20 protein-coding genes and 1 tRNA gene are annotated in these 21,218 nt (G+C 60.9%); 10 read left to right on the top strand and 11 right to left on the bottom strand.

The genetic code is table 11. From position 1 onward, the window contains the following. Positions 1-563: 563 nt before the first annotated feature. From EYB53_RS00410 to EYB53_RS00425, 4 genes are all read left to right on the top strand, one after another. Positions 564-854: a hypothetical protein gene (locus EYB53_RS00410; RefSeq protein ID WP_254150813.1), complete on the top strand. Its 291-nt coding sequence runs from the start codon at positions 564-566 to the stop codon at positions 852-854. Continuing rightward, complete coding sequence (locus EYB53_RS00415; RefSeq protein ID WP_167857173.1) at positions 844-1,407, top strand: DUF3592 domain-containing protein; 564 nt, start codon at positions 844-846, stop codon at positions 1,405-1,407. Before EYB53_RS00410 ends, EYB53_RS00415 begins: the two co-directional genes overlap by 11 nt. Positions 1,408-1,435: 28 nt before the next feature. Continuing rightward, the gene (locus EYB53_RS00420; protein ID WP_135475567.1) at positions 1,436-2,278 is read left to right on the top strand and encodes a hypothetical protein; all 843 of its coding nucleotides are present in this window, start codon (positions 1,436-1,438) and stop codon (positions 2,276-2,278) included. 288 nt (positions 2,279-2,566) lie between these two features. Beyond that, positions 2,567-4,408 carry a hypothetical protein gene (locus EYB53_RS00425; RefSeq protein WP_135475569.1) on the top strand — a complete coding sequence of 614 codons (1,842 nt, stop codon included), beginning with the start codon at positions 2,567-2,569 and terminating at the stop codon, positions 4,406-4,408. Between the two features lie 135 nt (positions 4,409-4,543). Here EYB53_RS00425 and EYB53_RS00430 read toward each other — a convergent pair whose 3' ends face one another. The 5 genes from EYB53_RS00430 to EYB53_RS00450 all read right to left on the bottom strand — a co-directional run bounded on the left by EYB53_RS00430 (position 4,544) and on the right by EYB53_RS00450 (position 10,233). After that, positions 4,544-4,762: a hypothetical protein gene (locus EYB53_RS00430; RefSeq protein ID WP_135475571.1), complete on the bottom strand. Its 219-nt coding sequence runs from the start codon at positions 4,760-4,762 to the stop codon at positions 4,544-4,546. 476 nt (positions 4,763-5,238) lie between these two features. Beyond that, positions 5,239-6,636: a chromosomal replication initiator protein DnaA gene (gene dnaA, locus EYB53_RS00435; RefSeq protein ID WP_135475573.1), complete on the bottom strand. Its 1,398-nt coding sequence runs from the start codon at positions 6,634-6,636 to the stop codon at positions 5,239-5,241. Positions 6,637-7,138: 502 nt separating this feature from the next. Further along, entirely contained in the window at positions 7,139-7,666 is a 528-nt protein-coding gene (gene scpB / locus EYB53_RS00440) for an SMC-Scp complex subunit ScpB (protein ID WP_254150814.1), read from the bottom strand. 243 nt (positions 7,667-7,909) lie between these two features. After that, a complete protein-coding gene (arsJ, locus tag EYB53_RS00445; protein ID WP_135475578.1) occupies positions 7,910-9,235 on the bottom strand; it encodes an organoarsenical effux MFS transporter ArsJ in 1,326 nt (441 codons plus the stop codon). After that, entirely contained in the window at positions 9,232-10,233 is a 1,002-nt protein-coding gene (locus EYB53_RS00450) for an ArsJ-associated glyceraldehyde-3-phosphate dehydrogenase (protein WP_216863539.1), read from the bottom strand. The genes arsJ and EYB53_RS00450 overlap by 4 nt, the downstream gene beginning before the upstream one ends. Before the next feature lie 262 nt (positions 10,234-10,495). Between EYB53_RS00450 and EYB53_RS00455 the strand changes: the two genes are divergently transcribed. The 6 genes from EYB53_RS00455 to EYB53_RS26495 all read left to right on the top strand — a co-directional run bounded on the left by EYB53_RS00455 (position 10,496) and on the right by EYB53_RS26495 (position 14,592). Further along, positions 10,496-11,137 (top strand): biotin transporter BioY, encoded by a 642-nt coding sequence (locus EYB53_RS00455; protein WP_135475582.1) that lies wholly within the window; start codon positions 10,496-10,498, stop codon positions 11,135-11,137. Between the two features lie 121 nt (positions 11,138-11,258). Beyond that, a tRNA-Arg gene (locus EYB53_RS00460) sits at positions 11,259-11,334 on the top strand. Positions 11,335-11,731: 397 nt separating this feature from the next. Further along, positions 11,732-12,115, top strand: a complete 384-nt coding sequence (locus EYB53_RS00465; RefSeq protein ID WP_205712545.1) for an ArsR/SmtB family transcription factor — start codon at positions 11,732-11,734, stop codon at positions 12,113-12,115. Positions 12,116-12,168: 53 nt separating this feature from the next. Then, a complete protein-coding gene (locus EYB53_RS25965; protein WP_256439625.1) occupies positions 12,169-12,303 on the top strand; it encodes a hypothetical protein in 135 nt (44 codons plus the stop codon). A gap of 40 nt (positions 12,304-12,343) precedes the next feature. Then, positions 12,344-12,700, top strand: a complete 357-nt coding sequence (gene arsD / locus EYB53_RS00475; RefSeq protein ID WP_135475586.1) for an arsenite efflux transporter metallochaperone ArsD — start codon at positions 12,344-12,346, stop codon at positions 12,698-12,700. Beyond that, on the top strand, positions 12,697-14,592 hold the full coding sequence (locus EYB53_RS26495; RefSeq protein ID WP_135475588.1) for a TRC40/GET3/ArsA family transport-energizing ATPase: 1,896 nt from the start codon (positions 12,697-12,699) through the stop codon (positions 14,590-14,592). Before arsD ends, EYB53_RS26495 begins: the two co-directional genes overlap by 4 nt. Positions 14,593-14,741: 149 nt before the next feature. Here EYB53_RS26495 and EYB53_RS00485 read toward each other — a convergent pair whose 3' ends face one another. From EYB53_RS00485 to EYB53_RS00510, 6 genes are read right to left on the bottom strand one after another with little or no spacing between them, the layout of a single operon-like run. Beyond that, positions 14,742-15,803: an ABC transporter ATP-binding protein gene (locus EYB53_RS00485; RefSeq protein ID WP_135475590.1), complete on the bottom strand. Its 1,062-nt coding sequence runs from the start codon at positions 15,801-15,803 to the stop codon at positions 14,742-14,744. Between the two features lie 2 nt (positions 15,804-15,805). Beyond that, positions 15,806-16,642, bottom strand: coding sequence for an ABC transporter permease (locus EYB53_RS00490; protein WP_135475592.1), 837 nt, complete (start codon positions 16,640-16,642; stop codon positions 15,806-15,808). Then, a complete protein-coding gene (locus EYB53_RS00495) occupies positions 16,626-17,504 on the bottom strand; it encodes an ABC transporter permease (protein WP_135475594.1) in 879 nt (292 codons plus the stop codon). Before EYB53_RS00495 ends, EYB53_RS00490 begins: the two co-directional genes overlap by 17 nt. 1 nt (position 17,505) lies before the next feature. Beyond that, entirely contained in the window at positions 17,506-18,789 is a 1,284-nt protein-coding gene (locus EYB53_RS00500; protein ID WP_135475596.1) for an ABC transporter substrate-binding protein, read from the bottom strand. 6 nt (positions 18,790-18,795) lie between these two features. Further along, positions 18,796-19,512, bottom strand: a complete 717-nt coding sequence (locus EYB53_RS00505) for a TVP38/TMEM64 family protein (RefSeq protein ID WP_135475598.1) — start codon at positions 19,510-19,512, stop codon at positions 18,796-18,798. Further along, positions 19,509-21,218, bottom strand: coding sequence for an NAD(P)/FAD-dependent oxidoreductase (locus EYB53_RS00510; RefSeq protein WP_135475600.1), 1,710 nt, complete (start codon positions 21,216-21,218; stop codon positions 19,509-19,511). The genes EYB53_RS00505 and EYB53_RS00510 overlap by 4 nt, the downstream gene beginning before the upstream one ends.

Genomic DNA, 21,218 nt, shown 5'->3' on the forward strand with positions numbered 1-21,218 from the left:
GCACCCGCAAGGGGTGCCCCTACTGGGGGCCGGGCCCGGTGTACGGGCACCCCTTGCGGGTGCCCTGGCGGGGCACTCGCCACCAACCGGGCACCCCTTGCGGGTGCCCCTACAGCCGGGGGCCGGGCCCGGTGTACGGGCACCCCTTGCGGGTGCCCTGGCGGGGTCCATACGCAGAAGATGCCATCGCCCTACATTGCCACCCATGGCGGTTGCAATGTCCCGGTAGGGTTAGATAGTGTCCGCAGATAACGCAGATGCGGAAGCCCTCATCTGCGTCATCTGCGTTATCTGCGGACGATCAGACGGACTTTGCATCAGCCCTAGGCGGTAACCGGCGTGTGCAGCACGGCACCCCGGATCTGGTACAATCACTGGGGGGCGTCACAGGGCAGCGATGACACCCGCAACGATTTCATGTGCAACGGCCCGAACGACGATGTCGTGTTCGACAAGGTTTGCGGGGGCAGGCAATGCACGTACCCACGAAAACCTGCCCGCAGTGCGGAGCAGGCATCCGCGAAAACGATGCTCATTGCCCGGACTGCGGCGCAGCGCTGCACATGTCGCAGGCCAAGGCACCCGCACACACGGGCAGCCACGCCGCCGCGCCGCCCCCAATCCCAACGCAAGCCAAGCTGCCGCCCGAACTGGCCGATCTCCACGCGCCGAAGCCCAGTCAGCCGCTGGAGGCTTCGGGTTGCACGCTCTTCTTTTTCCTGGCCTGGACGCTGTTCAGCGCCCTGTTCCTGGTGGTAGGGGTGGGAACCTATCTCCGCGACAGCAGCGCCTATCACCGCCTGTTGCGTGAAGGCCTTCCCGCTGTTGCCGTCATCACCGAGCTTGGACTTTGATTCCGACGAAGACTCCATCAGGTACTATGTTGCGTACCACTTCCAGGCTTCCTTTGAGGGCGCTACGACCCGTTTTCAAGGGTTGGATCATGTCAGCAGCGCATTGTTCAGCCGCCTGGAAGTCGGCCAACCGCTTGAGATCCTCTACTGGCCTGCTGACCCGTCGCTTTCGGCGGTCAAGGCGGAACTACAGCCCCCCTCGCTGACCGTGTTGCTCGGTTTCGGTGGCATAGGCGGACTGTTCACGCTGATTGGCCTGGCGATGATTGTGTCGTCCATCATCGGCATCGTCAATATGAGTCGCCTGCGCATGGGCGGGCAAGTCGCCCAGGGCATCGTGTTCAAAAAATGGATCGACACCGATGCAGATGGCGACACGACCTACTTCGTCGCCTATGCCTTCAATGCTGAAATGCCAGGCAAAGGCTTTCAACGCATCCTCCGCGCCGAGCAGAACAAACGCTTGTACGACGCCGTGCCGGTGGGAGAAGGGCTGATGGTGCGCTACCTGCCGGATGATCCACACATCTGTCGGGCGGATACCATACGATGAAACCGACGAGGTGAAGAAAGATTGCTCTATGCATAAACGTAGAATGCTCATCCTCAATGCCCTGACCGCCGCGTTGCTGGGCGCGCTGGGTGCGCAAATCCTCCACGAAGCCTGCCACGGTGTCACCGCTGTGCTGGTCGGCGCAGAGTGGCAGGCATTCAACCTGTTTGCCGTCCTGTGGGACTGGCCCGGTACGCCGAATGAGACCGGCACCCTCCTGGTCGAGGCGCTTCCCGCGTTGTTGAATATCCTGCTTGGTTTCCTGGGCGTGATCCTGTTTCACCAGAGCGCCCGCCAGCAGCGTTCGATGGCGGCTCTGTTTTGGATGTACGTTGCCGGGTATAACCTGTTTATGGGGTTTGGCTACCTGTTCGTTGATCCGCTGTTCTACCAGTCGGGGCGTGAGCAGGTTGGTGACTGGCAGAAAGTTGTTGACAGCTTGGGCGGCTCGTGGGCGGTGCGCTTGCCCATCCTGCTGGTCGGTGCATGCGGCCTGCTGTGGGGTTTCTTCTGGCTGGCGCGCGCCGCCCTGCGCTTTGCAACCGACGCCAGCGACAAAGCCGAACGGCTGCGGGTTGCCCTGCCCCTGCTGCTGGTTCCCTATCTTGTTTTCAACGTCTTGTTCACCGTCTTAGCCATCTGGCATCCACTCGGTTGGCAGGGCGTGATCATTGTGGCGTTGCAATACTGGTTTGGCTATGTTGGTTTCTTCTGGGGCTTTTTCCTGGCAGCCTACTGGCTGGATGTCCACGCGCCTCTGCCCAACCCGGTTCCCCTGCCCGATCAGCCGCAGCCGGTCTGGTGGCTTGCTGCGGGGTTGACGTTCCTGTTCGCAGTGGCGGTGTTGCTGCCAACGGTGTGGTTGGGATAAAAGAAAGATCTTCACGCAGGGCGTCATCAACCTTCACTATCGTGGGTTCGCGGCTATGGTATGCTCAGACCAGGAGCCTCCCCGCATCATCGCCACGCTGGCCGTGCGTTGGGTTGTTCCCGCGGTGGGTCGTGCCCACCTGTTCCTTTCCGTACGCCGGCGATGAAGCGTCGCGATGCGCAGGAGACCGTCTTTGCCCACCCTGCGCCCGTGGCGCGCCCGCGGCTTCGCTGACGCCATCGTGTGGCTAGGCACGGGCGCTGGAGATGGCACGAAGGGAGAACCGTGATGCGTCGCATGTTCATGCTCTTGCTCATGATCGTCGGGCTCGGGGTTCCGCTGTTGCTGACCAGCCTCACGTCGCTGGCGGCGCCGCCAGTGCATGAACCGCTGGGATCGGCGGCTGCACGAACAGTGATGGATCTGCGCTCGTCCACTATCCGCGTTCTTAGCAGCACCGACCTGCCCCAGGTGAGCGCTGGTGGTCGCCTAACGTGTGTGATCAATCGCGCCGGGCAGTTGTATTGCTGGGGCGCGTGGTCTGATGTCCCCAACGATCTTGGTTTGGTCACGCAGGTGAGCGCAGGGTGGGAGTATGGGTGTGCGGTGCTCATGGGTGGGGCTGTCCAGTGCTGGGGGAAGAACGAGCTCGGCCAGACGACCGTGCCGGCGAATCTGGCTGCGGTCAGCCAGGTCAGCGCCGGCGGGTACCATGCATGTGCGGTCACGACCGCAGGGGTGGTGCGCTGCTGGGGAAACAACGCATCGGGCCAGACGACCGTGCCGGATGACCTCGGCGTGGTCACGCAGGTGAGCGCAGGTCGGTTTCATACCTGTGCGGTGACGGCGGACGGGGCGGCGCGTTGCTGGGGACTCAACACCGATAACCAGGCGACGGTGCCAGGATCGCTCGGCCAGGTTACGCAGGTGCAGGCGGGCGATGACCACACCTGTGCCCTGAGGAGGGATGGCATGCTGCGCTGTTGGGGCAACAACGCCGCGGGTCAGGCGACGGTACCAGCGGATCTGGGCCTGGTCAGTCAGGTCAGCGTTGGGCGATCATATACATGCGCGGTGGCGACGGGCGACCAGTTGCGCTGCTGGGGCGTGGATGGACGTGGTCAGGAGACGGTGCCAGATGACCTCGGTGCGGTGCGCACGATCAGCGCTGGTTCGTTGTCTACATGTGCAATGACGCTGGCCGGGGCGCTGCGTTGCTGGGGGAACAACGCATATGGACAGGCGACCGTGCCAGAGGATCTGGGCCTGGTGCTCGAGGTGAGTGGGGGAGCACAGCACACGTGCACGGTGACCAATGCAGGAACCCTCTGGTGCTGGGGAAACAATTTCTTAGGCCAAAGCACCGTGCCCGACGACCTCAGCCCGGTCAGACAGGTGAGCGCCGGGGCAGAGCACACATGCGCGGTGACGACGGCGGGCACGGTGCGCTGCTGGGGACGGAACGCTGATGGTGAATGCACGGTGCCAGAGGATCTGGGCCAGGTCAGCCAGGTGAGTGCGGGATGGCGGTACACGTGTGCGGTCACGACGGCGGACGGGACGCTGCGTTGCTGGGGGAACAACGAGTACGGCCAGGCGACCGTACCAGGGGATCTGGGCCTGGTGCGCCAGGTAGGTGCGGGGGAGCGCCATACCTGTGCGAGGACCAGCGCGGGGGCGGTACGGTGCTGGGGAGCAAGCACGGGTGGTCGGACGAGCGTACCGCCCGATCTGGGCGAGGTTAGCCAGATCAGTGTGGGAGTGTGGCACACATGTGCCGTGACGACAGCGAACACCATCCGCTGTTGGGGCGAGCTCTTTGGCACGGTGCCAGGCACCCTCGGTCTGGTCAGGCAGGTCAGCGTGGGCGGGGAACATACATGCGCGGTCACGACCGACGGGGCGCTCCGCTGCTGGGGGAGCAACCGGGACGGCCAGACCCTGGTGCCAACGGATCTTGGGTTGGTTGGCTCGGTCAGCGCAGGGCGTGATCATACCTGTGCGCTAACGCTGGATGGGGGCGTGCGTTGCTGGGGGGCGAATATGGATGGCCAGACGACCATCCCCCGTGATCCGTTGCGGGTCACGGGTCGCGATGAACGGGTCTATGTGCCAGTGCTGCGCCGGTAAAGGATGGCGACTGCCCGCTTTGGCAGTTTATGCAACACACATAAGGTTGGGCTGTTGAATGTCAACTAGATTTGCCGCCCGTTCTGCCTCACGAGAGAATCTTACTTTGGCGGGCTCGTTGCCTCACGAAAGAGTTTACCACCAGGTGCCACAACGCACCTGGAGCCGATCAATCTGACGTAGCAGGCGCACCGGGTCGAGCCCCGCAAACAGGGCCGCGAGGCGGGCCTGCTGCTCATCCGACACGACCTCGGCAGCAATGCCGATCGCCGCCTGGCTGCGTACACCGGCGATCGGGCACGCCCTCGCAACCCTGGCACCGCTCTGGCTAGGGCGATTGCATCTTCCGTGCATGCACCCCACCAGGGCACCCCTTGCGGGTGCCCGTACACCGGGCCCGGCGTACGGGCACCCGCAAGGGGTGCCCCTACAGGGCCGGGGGCCGCCGTTTGCGTCGCTGGTTGCATGCCCATGCTGCCACAGAAAGCGTATTTTTTATCCGGTTTCGTATGATGCAATCGCCCTACCGCTCTGGCTGAGCGAGGTGGCCCGCCTCGTGCCGGAGGTGCTAGCAAGAGAAAGAGCCACGAGGCTGGTTCGGGCGGATAGAAAAGCAAGCCAAAGATCGGTTCGCGCCAGAGCACCGTGAGCAACAGGCTGAGCCCTGCGAGCACGAGCACCTCGGGCTGGCTCCAGGTTGTCATGATCGCGTCGAGCGCCATAAACCTTCGCGCCTTTGCGCCTTTGCGTCAAACGATCCACCCTCTTTGCAAGGTATTGCGACTAGACCTCGCAGCTCTGCCAGAGCTGTGAGGTCTAGTCGCATGCCCCTACGCACTCTGCGCATAGAGGCGTTCGCGGATCATAAGCACTTCGTTGCGCAGGCGGGTATCGGTATTGATATCTTCACCGATCTTCTCATAGCCATGCATAACCGTGGTATGGTCGCGCCCGCCGAGCAGATTGCCAATATCAACCAGGCTGCACTCGGTCTCTTCGCGCAGCAGATACATTGCGACCTGGCGCGGGCCAACGATATTGCGTGAGCGGCCCCGGCCCTGCAGAATGCGCACATCAATGCCATAGTGCTCACTGACCGCCTGAATAATCATGTCGGGCGTAATGCGACGGCGGCGTGACGTGCCGAGCAGATCAGCCAAGGCGAGCGTGGCTACTTCGACGTTAATGGGCAGGCCGTGCAAATCGGCGTAGGCCGCGACACGATTGAGACTCCCCTCGAGTTCCCGGATATTGCTCTGAACCTTATAGGCGAGGAAATCAAAGACTTCGTCGGGAATATAGACATTCATCTGCTCGCCTTTGGCGCGCAGGATGGCTGTACGGGTCTCGAGATCGGGCGGCTGCACATCGCAGATCAGGCCCCATTCAAAGCGGCTGCGCAGGCGCTCTTCAAGGGTCAGGATCGCTTTGGGTGGCTTATCCGAGCTAATCACGATATGCTTGGCCGCCGAATGCAATGCATTGAACGTATGAAAAAACTCCTCCTGGGTGGCATCCTTGCCCGCAATAAACTGAATATCGTCAATCAACAGCACATCAATATTGCGGTAACGAATGCGAAATTCTTCGGTCTGCTGGCGACGAATTGCATTAATCAGATCATTCGTAAACTTTTCGGAAGAGACATAGAGCACATTGATTTCAGGGTCGCGATCGAGGACATAATTACCAATCGCGTGCAACAAGTGCGTCTTGCCGAGTCCTACCCCGCCGTAGAGGAAGAGAGGATTGTAGGCCTGGCCGGGATTATCGGCCACCGCAAGGCAGGCCGCGTGGGCCATCCGGTTGCTTGAGCCGACAATAAACCGCGAAAAAGTATACTTTGGATTGAGCATCCCGGTGCGGAGCGCGCTCGACAGATCGAGTTGCACGGCCCGCTCGTTGTTGCCATACGCCTCATCATCAGCTGCCGTGATCAGGGGCGTCGTCGTGGCTAGCTCATGGCGAAACATCCCGCTGGTGCCATTGGCAATCACGATCCGCACCTGCACTGGGTAGCCGACCACATCGCCGAGCGAACGGCGGACGGGCGTAATATAACGCGTCTCGATCCCCTCTTTATGGAAGGGCGAGCTCGTCCCGACCGTTGCCGTACCACCATCGAGCGCAAGCAAGGTGGTACCACGGAGCCACGTATCAAACTCTTGACGGGATGTCTGCATCTGAATGGTGCCCAGTGCTGCTTGCCAGATCTGGTTCAGATTCACAGGCACCTCCTTGTCCTACATAGACAATACAAAGCCAGGGGGCAAGGCACAGTGCCTTCCCGCAGACTTTTCACGATAAAGCGGGGCCGCTGCCCCTTACACATCAAAATGAACCTGAAAAGCGGGCCAGTGGGCCCTCATGTAGCTCGCTTCTGTTCACACAAGCTGCGAGTGAAGCAGGAGTAGTCGCCGTTGCGTTCTTAGTCTGCTGGCAATCATACTCGATCTTCCCATCCATTTCAAGCAACATAACGTACGATCTCTATAATTCTTGCTTATAGTTTTGCACGTTGCTCTAGGGCTGAAACTTTCGATCCTAGTGCTTGATTCACGGGTCTATGTTGACAACTATGAACGATCCATGTGGATAACTTTTCGTGGTGTCATGGCTTTTTGTCTGGTGAGAAAGCATTGCAGCGGCATGGAAGGCCTGTTGCAAGGCAAGCAATGCTTCGCAACAAAATTGTGGATAACTGGGGGGTGAGTGTGGACAAAGCGTGGGTTATTGCGCAGCGTCGATCGGGGGGAGATCGAGGGGCGGCAGATCAGTGAGGCTGAGCAGGCCAAATTGTTGGAGAAACGCGGGCGTGGTGGCATAGAGAATCGGCCGACCGATGGTTTCGAGGCGCCCGGCCTCGCTGATCAGGTCACGGGCAAGCAGGGCGCGCAGCGTGCCACTACTATCCACCCCGCGGATCGCGTCGACCTGGGCGCGAGTGAGCGGCTGGCGATAGGCGATAATGGCCAGCACTTCGAGCGCAGCGTTTGAGAGCCGTCCACTAGCCTGGAGACCAAGCAGCCGTGTGATGGCTGGCGCAGCCTCTGGCGCACTGACCAGTTGCAGTTCGTCACCGTGGCGCTGGAGGCGGATGCCACGGGTCTGCAAGTGCGTTGCCAGTTCTTGCAAGGCCTGTTCAACCGCCTCAGCCGACACCTCAAGTGCTCGCGTGAGATCAGCCAGCGTCAGTGGCTCCCCCGCCACAAAAAGCAGGCTCTCCACCATTTGAACCAAACGGGATTCGCTCTCCATCACAGTAAACCTCGACCTCATCAGAAACCCCGCTTGCGCCGCAACCCGCTTGCGCCGCAACCCGCTTGCGCCGCAACCCGCTTGCGCCGCAACCCAGCTTCCGCAGCGGCCCAGCTTCCGCAGCGGCCCAGCTTCCGCAGCGGCCCAGCTTCCGCAGCGGCCCAGCTTCCGCAGCGGCCCGCTTGCACTCGCTTATGCAGAGGCCAGCGAAGCTGGCCTCTGCATAAGCATATCCTACCACAGCTATTCACCAAGATCGCCAAGCGCAATCGGGCGGGTGCGCGGGGCGGTGTGGCGGGGCAGCAGCAGCGAGATCAGGCCAGCCAGCAACACAAAGGCCACCGAGGCCCAGAGACAGATGATCAAACCGCCGTAGGTGCTCAGGTTCATCCCGATCTGGTAGAGCAACCCGGAGAGCACGGTTCCGGCGAGGCGGCCCATCGCATTCGCCATATAATAAAAGCCGACATTCATGGCGACTTTATCACTGTCAGTATAGGCGAGAATAAGGTAGGAATGCACGGCTGAATTGAAGGCGAAGACAATGCCAAAGACGATCAACCCGGTCACGACTGAGAAGGCTGGCGCAACAGCATTCATCAGGGCAAGAGCAATTGCTGCCGGAAACAACGCCAACCCAAAGGCGAGCAGGGTCGCGGTGCGACCATCAGGCTCGTGATTGCCCTCGACGCGTCGGCGGATCAGGCGCGGGGTTGCGGCCTGCACCACGCCATAGCCAATCGTCCAGGCGGCCATAAAGCCCCCGGCGAGCCAGAAATCCCAGCCCAGCACACTCACAAAGAAGATCGGCAGCGCAACCACAAACCAGACATCCCGCGCCCCAAAAAGGAAGATCCGGGCGGCAGCCAGCATGTTGACGGCCCGGTTATGCGAAAACATCTGGGTAAACTTTGCCTTCTTATTGGCCGTACCGAGATCGCCGCGCATCAAGAGCGCCGTAGTGACCAGGGCGGTCAGCACCAGGACGGCCAGCACCAGCATGGCGAGCTGAAACCCGATTAGGGTGAGCAGCAACGCCCCGAGAAAGAAGCCGACGCCCTTGATCGCATTCTTTGAACCGGTAAGCACGCTCACCCAGGTATAGAGTTGCCCCTGCGTCTCGCCTGCGACCAGCTTGACTGCACTCTTGGACGACATCTTGGTCAAATCTTTGGCGATACCCGAAAACGCCTGCGCGAGCATCACATACGGCACCACCAGGAGTGACGGCGGCGCAAACGCGAGCAGGCTCAACGCGATCATCTGGGTACCAAGGCCAAGAAAGAGCGTCGTCTTGAGCCCGAAGCGTGCGCCCAGATAGCCACCAAAAAGATTGGTCAGAATGCCAAAGATCTCATAAAAGAGAAAGAGCGAGGCGACTTGTAGCGGGGTAAAGCCGAGTTGGTAGAAATAGAAGAGCACGAGCATCCGAATGGCGCCATCGGTAAGCGTATCGGCCCAGTACGCGAACGTCACGAGCACATAATTGCGCAGGTTCGTTTGGCGTTGCGCCAGGGCCTCGGTCTCACCAAGGGGCGCTGGTGCTTGCGGCGTCCTGGTCGTGGTCATAACAACCCTGCCACCTTACGAGCCAGCTCAACCAGACGATTGGCATAGCCCCACTCATTATCGTACCAGGCATAGATCTTCACCTGGGTCTCATTCGTCACCATCGTGCAAGCCGCATCAACAATCGCCGAACGGGGATCGGTGACATAATCCATCGAAACAAGCGGGCGCGTCTCATAGCCAAGAATGCCGGCAAGCGGGCCAGCGGCGGCGGCCTGCAAGAGGGCATTGACCTCGGCGACACTGGTCGGGCGCGTGACTTCAAAGACACAATCGGTCAGCGAGGCATTGAGCAACGGAACGCGCACCGCCTGCCCATTGAGCTTGCCATTCAACTCGGGGAAGATCAGGCCAATCGCCGTGGCCGACCCAGTCGTCGTTGGCACAAGCGAAAGACTCGAAGCCCGTGCGCGGCGAAGATCGGTGTGCGGCGCATCATGCACCGTTTGCGTATTGGTCGAGCTATGCACCGTCGTAATCATCCCGTGCTTGATGCCAATGCCCTCGTGGATCACTTTGACCACCGGCCCAAGACAATTGGTCGTACACGATGCCGCCGTCAGCAGATGGTGGATCGTGGGATCGTACCAATGATCATTCACGCCCATCACAATATTCAGCGCCTCACCCTTGACGGGGGCGGCGACGATCACCTTTTTGACCCCGGCGGCAAAATAGGGGGCCAATTGTTCGGGCGTGCGGAACTTGCCCGTAGCCTCGATCACCAGATCAACCCCGGCGTCGGCCCATGGTACTGCGGCGAGATCTTTGATGCGACTAAAACCAAGCGTCTGCCCATCAATCAGCAACTGGGTGCCCTCACCCGAAGCTTCGCGGCCCCAGCGACCATGCACCGAATCAAACATCAAGAGATGGGCACAGGCAGCGGCATCACCCGCCACCTCATTGACATGGACAAACTGCACCTCGGGCCAACCCCAGGCTGCACGCAATGCCAGACGCCCAATCCGCCCAAAGCCATTAATACCAACCCGCATCGTCACAAGCCTTCTCCTCTACTACAACAAATTCCATTGATAGTATACGAGCTTCACGGCTTCCTGTCGATGACAGAGCGCGTTAAGGCTCTGTTAAGCGAGAATTAACACAGTTTAGATTGATATAAATATGCCAGGGCTATGCTCCATGCATCCTTCGCAATGCTCGCAAAAAACAGCGCAGCTAATTTTTTGCGAGCATTGCAGAGAACGTGTTACAATAGTGCCCATCATTCGTACGATCTATGAAGGAGTGACCTGTATGACCACTGGCGTGACGACTGTTGGAACCCTGGCCGACCGCCTGGTCCCCGCCCGCGGGTCTCTAGCCAATCCCATTGTGCGTGATGGATTGCTGATCGTAGCTGGGACAATCTTGATGGCAATGCTGGCGCGGATCAGCATTCACCTGCCCTTTACCCCCGTGCCAATCACTGGTCAGACGCTTGGCGTCTATCTGATTGGTGCCCTGTACGGCCCGCGCCTGGGGGCGCTGACCCTGCTCGCCTACCTGGGTCAGGGTCTACTCGGCTTACCGGTCTTCTCGATGGGTACGAGCGCGTGGAGCCCGAGCCGCATTCCGGGGCTGCCGGTCATCTTTGGCCCGACGGCAGGCTATCTCTTTGCCTTCCCGGTGGCTGCGGCGGTCGTTGGCTACCTGGCGAACCGCGGGTGGGATCGCAAGATTCGCACCGCGCTGCCTGCGATGCTCGCTGGCGAGGCAATTATCCTGGTGATGGGCTTCACATGGCTTGTGGTCGCTACGGCATTGTTGACTGGCAGTGTCAGCATTTCAGCCCTGCTTGTTGCGGCTGTCCTGCCCTTCCTCCCAGGTGCGGCGCTGAAGATCGGGCTGGCCTCAGTCGCCTTGCCGAGTGGCTGGCGCCTGTTTGGTCATCGCTAACTCGTTCTGCTTCAATGCGCGCTGGCCCATCATGGTGGGCCGGCGCGTATCATGAATGCAATCAGCGAGCGACGCTGCATTCCCCCATTGCCGAGCCACGTCGGCTTGAGCAACCTCATATGCCCCCGTAGCTCAGAGGATAGAGCAGCAGTTTCCTAAACTGCGTGTCGTGCGTTCGAGTCGCGCCGGGGGCGCCACTGTTTAGGGCTTCCTAATGCGAAACGCCGATCCGGCTGGATCGGCGCTTTGTGTGTTTGACAGCCTAACTCGTCGATCCACGCCCATCCGTCGCGTCCCCTGGCTGTTCGTCGGCTCTGGCTTCCGCATCGTTCTTCTTCTCGGCACCCGTTCCCTCCGCCGCATCTGCATTCTCCGGGTCATCTGCGTCCCCCGTATCTGCCTCCGCTCCCGCAATCTTCTTGTCTTCACCCTGCGGTACCGGCTCGTCGTGCGTGACCATGACCCGGACGATTGGCGACGTCGTCGGCGGCGGTTGGGCTGTCTAGTTGCGTGATAGTAACCCTGGTACCCTTGATCTCGTTCAGACCATCAGATATAATTCAACTGTAGTTGAAGCATTGTCCCGAGGTCGCAATGATGGTCATAGAACAACCCACGACCCAACAACTCGCCCACTGGCTCAAGGTACTCGCTGAGCCGCGGCGCTTGCAGATCTTGAACCTGCTGATGGCTGGCGTGCAGTGCAACTGCGAGCTGGGCGAGCAACTGGCCCTGGCCCCCAATCTGATCTCGCATCACCTGAGCGTGCTGCGCAAAGCCGGGTTGGTCGAGGTGGAGCGCGATGCCGCAGATGCGCGCTGGGTCTACTACGCGATCAATCGCCCTAATCTGGAGGTACTCAACACCGCGTTCGCCGCTTTCTTTGACCCGGGGCGCATCCAAGCCCGCCAGCCCAGTTGTGGTCCACAGGCGACGGTCGTGCCGGACGATCTGATTACCGTTGGCTGTGACAGCTAGAGGGAGTTTCGCAATGACGCGCCGTTCCCTGATGGTTATCCTGGCTCACCCCGATGACGAGGGCTTCTCGATTGGCGGCACCCTGGCCGCCTACGCTGCCCAAGGCCACCAAGGCCTTCGACGTGGCGGATCTCCCCGAGGCCCGGCTCTACTATATCGCCCCCTTACCCGCGATGATTGCGGCGTAGCCGCTCCGGTTACGCCTGAACCGCATAGGAGTCCCGACCCATGAGTTCTATCTCACTGCTCGCCACCGCCCCAGCCGCCCATGCCCAGGCCGATGTGGCGCTCTATGACCCACCGATGTGCTGCTCGACCGGCCTCTGTGGCCCGGCCATCGATCAAAGCCTGCTCGATACCAATGAACTGGTGGTCGCGCTCAAGGCGCGCGGCCTGCACGTCGAGCGCTACCAGATGGCCAGTGCGCCGCAAGCCTTCATCGGTCATCCCGAGGTGATGCGCCTGGTACGCGAGCGCAATATGGAGGCGCTGCCGATCACCACCGTGCGCGGTACCGTGATCAAGAGCGGGGCCTACCCCACGGCGACCGAGATCGAGGCGGCCCTGGAAGGAGCGTCCGCGTGACCCAGTTTCTCTTCTTCTCGGGCAAGGGTGGCGTGGGCAAGACCAGCATGGCCTGCACCACCGCCGTCTATCACGCCGACGCCGGCCAGCGTACCTTGATTGTCACCACTGACCCGGCCTCGAACCTGAGTGATGTCTTTCAGCAGCCGATTGGCCACGCAATTACGCCCATCGACGCCGCACCAAACCTCTTCGCCATGGAGATCGACGCCGACCGGGCGACCGAGGAGTATAAAGATCGCGCCCTGGCCCCCATCCGCGCCGCCTTTCCGCCCGCCATGGTCGCGGTGATGGAGGAGCAGATGAGCGGCCCCTGCACCGCCGAGGTGGCTGCTTTCGACCGCTTCACCGACTTCCTCGACGTGCCCAGCGACGCCGGTGGTGACTTTGATGTGGTCATCTTCGACACTGCGCCCACCGGTCACACCCTGCGCCTGATCGAACTGCCGGTCGAGTGGAGCCGCAGCATTGATGCCGCCGAGCAGGGTAGCGGCCAGACCTGCATTGGCCCCGCTGCGGCCATCCAGGACGCCAAGCACAAGTACGAGCGTGCCGTTGCCGCCATGCGCGACCCCGCTGCGACCACCTTCACCTTTGTCCTCCAGCCCGAGGCGACGTCGCTCAAAGAGACCCGGCGGGCTATGGATGAGCTGGGTAAGCTCGGCATCAGCAGCCAGCACCTGATCGTCAACGCGGTCATCCCCGCCGAGGAGGCCGCCAACCCGCTCTTCGCCGCCCGCCGCACCATGCAGCAGGGCTACCTGGCCCAGATCGCCCGCGAGTTACCGCTGCCCACTCGCCAGATGCCGCTGCTGGCGGGCGAGATCACGGGCGTGGATCGCTTGCGCGCCGTGGGTCGGCTGCTCTTCCACCATGACGCGACCGCGCTGGTTGATCTGGCGGTAAACCCCGACGCTATCACTCCGCTCGAACCTGACCTCATGGCCATCCTGCCGCGCCTGCTGCCCGATGGCGGGCGGCGCACGATCTTCTTCGCGGGCAAGGGCGGCGTTGGCAAGACCGTCGCCTCGTGCGTCACCGCCGTCTGGCTGGCCCACCAGGGCTTCAAGACTCTGCTCCTGACCACCGACCCCGCCGCCCACCTCGGCGATGTACTCGATGTGCCCGTGGGCGATACGGTCGCCCCGGTGTCCGGCGTGCCGGGTCTCTTCGCGACCAAAATCGACCCCAAAGCCGCCGGTGAAGCCTACAAGACCCGCATCCTTGCTGATGCGCGGGCGCGCGGGCGCAGCCCTGCGTCCATCGCCATGATGCAGGAGGAGCTCGATTCGCCCTGCACCGAGGAGATCGCGGCCTTCGATCTGTTCATCGACTATGCCGCCCAGGCCGACTGGGAGGTAATCGTCTTCGATACGGCACCGACCGGCCACACCCTGCGCATGCTCGAATTGCCGATGGACTGGAGCCAGCAGATCGATGTGAAGGTCTTTGCCAGCGTGGACGGGGCCCAGGCCGACGAGGTAGCCAAAGCGCGTTTCGGCGGGGTGATTGAACTGATGCGCGACCCACGCCAGAGTACCTTCGCCTTTGTGCTCTACCCTGAGGCAACGCCGATCCTTGAGGCCGCACGAGCGGTCGAGGAACTGAGCTCGCTGGGCATTGCGCCGGGACTCGTGGTCGCCAACTACGTCCTGACGGAAGCGGCGGCCACGACGCCCTTCGGCCAGGCGCGCCGAGCGATGCAGGCGCGCTACCTGGCCGAACTGCCCAGCCGCTTTGCCGCCCCGGTATTGCCCATCCCACTGCTGCCGCAGGAGGTCAAGGGACTGGCCCTGCTGACCGAACTGGGTGAGCAGTTGTATAATGCCGACGTGCCGACGGCGAGCGGTGGATCTGAGCGACAAGGTTCCCCGGAGGCATACGGTTCCTGAGGCGCAGTGCCTCGCGTTCGATGGGCTCTTTCGTATCTCCCGTGCTCAGGCAAAAAGCTGAGGCATCGGCACCGAAAGAAATGTGAATCAGCGGAAGATGAATAAGCGGAAGATGCAAGCGCCCTCGCTCCCAGGAGAAGTGCGAACTGTTATACCAACCGCGATGGTTCAGGCCGAGCCTCTTCCAGCAGAAAGAGGTGCTCGGGTGGGATGTGCAGGAAGACGCCGCTTCCGTTGCTCCAACACGCTGCGTTGGTGCGGACGCGCAGCACCGTTTCGCCCAGGCTGACCTGCACTTCCACATGATCGCCGCGGTAGATCTGGCTCTGTACCGTGGCAGCGAGGCTGTGCGCACACGGTTCATACCCGAGGCTCAGATGTTCGGGCCGAATGGCGTAGAGCGCTTCGCCTCCGTGACTCGGCACCTCTTTGACCGTCAGCGGCCCAAACTGACTCTGTAGGGTGGTGCCCGTGACGCGCCCGGTGAGAAAGGTGTCTATGCCCATTTGCCGCGCTGCCTGGCGATGCGGCGGTCGTTCATAGAGCCGCTGCGGCGGCGCGTGGGCTACCAGCCTGCCTCGTTCGATCAGGGCCACCTGATCGGCCATCGCCAGCGCTTCGCTGCGGTCGTGCGTCACCAGGATCGTTGTGATGCCAAGTTCGCGCTGGATGCGCCGTACCGCTTCCTGCAGGTTCTGGCGCACCGCCGGATCGAGGCTGCTGAATGGCTCGTCGAGCATCAGTACCTGCGGCTGCACCACCAGCGCACGGGCGAGCGCAATGCGCTGCTGCTCGCCCCCCGAGAGTTGCGCCGGGCGGCGGTGCGCCATCGCGGGCAACCCGACCAGTTCGAGCATGCGCTGCACTTCGGTCTGTATGGTCGCCTTGTTTACCCCTTTTGCGCGCAGGCCAAAGGCGATATTGTCGGCGACCGAGAGAAAAGGGAAGAGGTACGCTTTCTGGAACATCAAGACGGCCCCACGCCGATGCGCCGGGATGCTCAAGATGCTGCGCCCGTCAAAGCAGATGTCGCCCTGATCGGGATCTTCGATGCCGGCGATCAGCTTGAGGATTGTCGATTTACCGCTGCCCGATGGCCCGAGCAGGGCCAGGAGCGTGTGGGCTTCAACCTCAAGCGAGAGTCGTTCAAGCGCGGGCGCGGCCTGCCGGGGATAGGTTTTGTGCAGGTGTTCGAGTGCAATCCGTGTCATAGTTAATACTGTTGTCCTACCGTGGTGGTGCGTTCGGTTAAGGCTCGCGCTGCCAGCGCGATGGCAACCAGGGGCGGCCCGGCGAAGATCAGGGCAAGTGCCGCAATGGTGGCCGGATTGCCGCCTGCAACGGCGGCAAAAAGCAGCATCGGCAGGGTGATCACCTGCCCGCCGCCGATCAGCAACGTCAAGACATACTGGCTCCAACTGACGAGAAAGGCAAAGAGCGCCGCCACGGCGATGCCGGGGCCGGCCAGCGGCAACGTCACCTGCCAGAGGATGCGCAACGGGCCAGCGCCCAGCGTCCGGGCCTGTTGCTCGTAGCCCTCGTCGTAGCGCACAAAGACGCCAATTAGCGCAAAAATGGTGTAGGGCAGCACCGGGATCAGATGAACTAGCACAACGCCCGCCAGGCTGCCGGCCAACCCGAGGCGCAAAAAGATGATGTTCAGCCCCATCCCGGTCGCAAGTGGGGGCACAATCGTCGGCAAAAAGAGCAGCAAGAGCACCAGCGACCGCCCAGGAAAACGCTCAAGGCCGAGCGTACGGGCGGCCGGGAGCGCAATCACCAGGGCGAGCAGCGTGACGACACCCCCGAGCAGCAGGCTTGTCCCGATCGCTTGCTGCGTGCGCGCGTTGCTCAACTGTCGCCAGAAGGTCTCGAAGGTCCAGGTGGCTGGCAGAAGATCGGGGAAAAACCAGCGCGTTGATCCGGCATAGAGCACCAGGCCAACGACTGGCCCGAGCAAAAGCAGATAGAGCAACGCATAGCCGAGGTAGGCAGGCCATGGGGAAAAGCCGCCCCCGGACGCCAGATTGTCTTCAGCGTTCCGAGCCATCAATCCTCCGCACCAGAATGCCAACCCCAAGGACAACAACTGTCATGATGAGACTGATCGCCATGCCCTCGGCGCGCCGGTTGAGATCCGCGTTGAGAAAGTAGTCGAGCGCTAGCACCGCTAGTACCCGTGGATACGAGACCCCAAGCAGCGCCGGGACCTCGTAGGCCCCAAAGATAAAGGCAAAGACGAGCAAGGCTCCCGCCGATAGGCCCGGCCAGACCAGCGGCAGCGTCACGCGCCACACCCGCATCCAGGGGCCAGCGCCGAGCGTCGTGGCAACCTCGGCATAGGCGTGGCCTTGCGTGCGCAACACGGCCAGCACGATCAACACAAGAAAAGGGATCTCTTTGCTCACATAGTGCAGAATGATGCCGATCCCCGCCTGATCGCGCACTAGCACCGGAAATTCGGCGGGCGTCGCAATCAAGCCGAGCGCTGCGGCAACCCGGGCGATCAGGCCACTCTGGGCCAGCAACAGCAACAGGGCAATCGCCCAGACCATATGCGGCAGCGCGAGATTGGCATTCAGCGCAAGCAATGTCGCCTGGTGCGCCGGGCGGCGACGATGGCTCAGTATCACCGCGAGCAGCAGCGCCGCCACCGACGAGAGCAGCGTCGAAACCCCGGTGACCCAGAGCGAAAAACCGAGCGCTGCCCAGAATTCGCGTCCTGCGGGTGTCGCGCCGCCAAGCACGCTCGCATATGCATCGAGGCTCACTCTGGTCGCCCCGATAAACGGTAGATACCCGAGGCTCTGGCTGATGCCGTAGTACATGCTCACCCCAAAGAGCACGCCTGTCACGAGGAGGGCCGGGGTGAGCATGAGCCAGCGGCGTAGCGTTGGGCGATCCACGCGCATGTTACGGCCCAATCAACACAAACTGACGCCAACCCTCTTCAACAAGCGTCTGATACTCGCCCGACGAGTCGGCCACCAGCGAACCGGCAAGATCCTCGGCGGGGGTTGCCGCCTCGCCAAGTTGGGCCTGAGCCTCTTCGAGGGCGGCGATCTGGGCCGGGTCGGTCACGCGGGTGACATCAATCGCGTAGCCCAGGCCAAAGCCATTTTCTGGCAAAATCTGGGCCGCTTGAAATTCTGGCTCGAGGATCAGATTGGCGAGCACCAGCGCGGCGGCTTTGTGCGGCGCATTGCTGGGGATCGTCAGATAGTTGAAATCGCCGATCATATAGTCATCAAAGACAAAGGCCCGTGATGTCTCAGGAATCAAGCCCTGGGCAATCAGCGGCCCGGCACCGGCAATCGCCTGCGTAATGCTGAAATCAATCTCGCGGTTGGCAAAGAGACTATGCAACTCATTCTCGTCACGGGGATAGGTCGTACCCTCACGCCAGAGATGAGGCTTCATCGCGTTGAAATAGTCCCAGACTTGGGGTGACCACTCGTTCCAGACGGCTTCATCATATTCAAGCCAGAGCCCTGGATCGCCGCTCAGTTCAAAGAGCGCCCCTTTGACAAAGCGTGTCCCCTGGAAAGCCCCCGGCCCAGGCGCGATATAGGTGAAGCGTCCGGGGTTCGCCTCCACCCAGGTCATCAATTCGGCATACGAACGAGGCAATTCATCAGCGCTCATCCGTGCCGAGTCATAGATCAACTGAAACTGCGCCGACGACCAGGGACTCTCATAGCCTTCGACGGGTTCGCCGAAGTCAAGGTAGATCGCCGGATTATCCCAGTCAACCAGAGATGCATTGGGAAGGCGCCGCGACCAGTCGGGCAAGAGCATCTCCGCCTGTTTGAGCGAGAGGAAGTTTTCGCCATTGATCCAGATCACATCGACCGCGCCGGGATCAACGCCAGCCTCTTTTTCACTGAGGATCTGATTGACGACATCAGCGGCATCAGCCACAGGCACGCGATTCAGCGTAATGTCATACCGCTCCTTGAGCGCTGTGCCATAAAATTCGTCAACAAAACGATTAATGCTTTCCGATCCACCCCACATATACCAATTGACCGTCTGGCCTCGTGCGGCAGCCTCGACACTCGCCCAATCATCAAGGTCAAACGCCTCGGCGTCAGGTGCCTCGGGCTGCGCTGGTGCCGCAGGTTGACCGCCACATGCCGCGAGCACCACCACAAAGATCATCATCAAACTAATTACTGAAAAACGCTGGAACTGCATACGTTATTAATTCCCTTCATCGTAGACACGCCACCGGCGGCGCACAAGTACCACAACGGCGATGCTGAGCAGCACGCCGGCCACCACACCAAACACAATTTCCGGTTTGATCTGACCGAGTTCATGCAAGGCGCTGCCAGCAAGCACAATGACGATCACCCCTGGCAGGCTCCCCAGTGTATTCGCGAGTAAAAATGAGCGTAGCGGAATATGTAACAGGCCGATCAGATAATTAATCGGATCATAAGGTAAAAAACTTAAGCGCAAAACCAGAACACCAAGAAAGGGCTTACGTTGCAAGCGGTCGCCATAACGGGCGCAGAGGCGGGCAATGCGATTATCACCGTGCCCTGTGATCCTGCCCATGCTATAGGTCAGCAACGCCGAAAGATTGCACCCGATCAAGGTGTAGAGAATGCCCAAGCCTGGGCCGAAACAGACCCCCGCAACGCCTCCCAGCAGCGCCGCAGGTAGCAGCAAGATGGGACTCAACATCGCCGCACCAATAAACAGGAACGGACTGGCCGGGTGAACCTGGCAGACCGTGACCATGCCTTGAAAGAGATCGAGTGGTTGCACCATCTGGGCACGGGCATACACCTGGATCGCTGCCACCAGCAGCAGCCAACCCCCGAGCACCAGCCCAAAGCGCTGAAGATCGCGCAGGCCACGTCGCTGACTGATTGGTTGCGGTGCGACCAGTTCCTGTTCCCGCTCGATCAAGCTATTCCCCCCAACTTCCGCCGAAAACCCACCTGTTTGCGTATGTTGAGCATCGAACCGGCGTACTTAATGCTTTCGCTGACAAAAAACCTTGTTACTTGACGTAAGCTTGCGTCACCAAAGAAGTGCTGGCGAAATGGCCCATCGCCAAGAAAGCCCTTCTGATCCTGGCGGAGCAAGCTCAGGCGTAGTTTATTCGCTGGCAGATGGTTCGCGCCCGCGAGTACTTGCTGAAAGGCCCACGGCATCCATGGAAAGTTGGCCAAGAGCGCACGGATCTGACGCACCGTCTGGTCAACCGCTGCCTCGTCGCACGGGTCAACCGCCTCGATCAGCGTATCAATCTGGTCGGCCAGCGTCTTGAACGGCCCAAAGCCCCCCCCAACGAGGCGTAGATCGGCAAGCTCGGCAAAATAGGCCGCACGACTCGTCGCCCGACCTCTTGTACTCAACAACTTCAGATACTCCAGATACGCGCCGAGCAACCAGAGTATCGCATAGACCGACCAGAGCTTTGGGTTGGACCAGGCTTTATACGAATTTGCCACAATCCGGTCGTGGGCTGCGACAAATCGCAACGTCAACCGCTCAAGCGGCTCGAATTGCGCCGTCCCATAGTCCTGACGCCGATGCGCTTCGAGCAAGAGATGCCCAAGCAGCGCGGTGCTCATCAGCGTGGTATACAGCCCCTTCGAGTAGAGCGGATCAATGAAGCCAGCGGCATGCCCAAGGAGGCAAAAGCGTTCACCGACGACATGCGTTGATGTGTATTGCAAGCGCTCGGTGCGTGTCCAGGCACGTGCCGCTCGCGCACCGGCAAAATGGGCCTTGATGCTTGGAAAGCGATCAATGAAGCTAAAAAATTCTTCTTCAGGCGAAAGATCCGTCCGCATCGGGTGAATGCGCGGGTCAAGTTGCAAACCTACGCTCACCAGGGGATTGGTTGAACGGGCGTGGTTGTTGAACGGAATCACCCAGAGCCACCCCCCGTGGAAGACGTGATGCAGCGTGCCTTCCGAGACCGGGAAGGGAAGGCCATACGCCTGATGGCTTGCGCCAACCTGGTTATAGCAGGGCAAATCAACCATATGGGTAAAAATCGTACGAGTATGACTCTGCAAATCCCGGCTCCGCCAGCCAAACTTCTCGGCCAACAGCGAGCGCATCCCGCCTGCATCAACCACAAAATCAGCTTCGTACGTCTGACCCTGGGCCGTCAGGATCGTCACTCCATCAGTCGTCACGTCAATATCCTTGACCGGCGTTCCCTGTAGAACCGTGGCGCCATAACGCACCGCCACCGACGTAAGGAAATAGTCGCTATCCTGGCGATGGATATGCAACTCGTAGCCGTGCGGACGCTGTGGAATTACTGCTTGCAGCGCATGGCGCATGTTCTGTGGCTGATCGGCGATATGGTGGAGATAGCTAAAATGGCGCTTGATCCCGTGCGATGTGCCAATATGCGCCATATAGTTTTCGGAACTGAAATAGGCTAATTCGGGCACATCAAAAAACTCGGCCATCGCCCGCATTGTTTCCGACGTTTCGAGGATCATCGACTCGCCCACAGCAAATTTGGGATGCATGCCTGCTTCAAAGATAATGACGCGCACCCCGTGGCGGGCAAGGATCGCCCCCAGGCTCGATCCACTGATGCCCGAGCCGATAATGGCAATGTCATAGCGCGTCTGTTTGGTGTTCAA

Origin of the sequence: Candidatus Chloroploca mongolica, assembly GCF_004762035.2 — a bacterium.
GTDB lineage: Bacteria > Chloroflexota > Chloroflexia > Chloroflexales > Chloroflexaceae > Chloroploca > Chloroploca mongolica.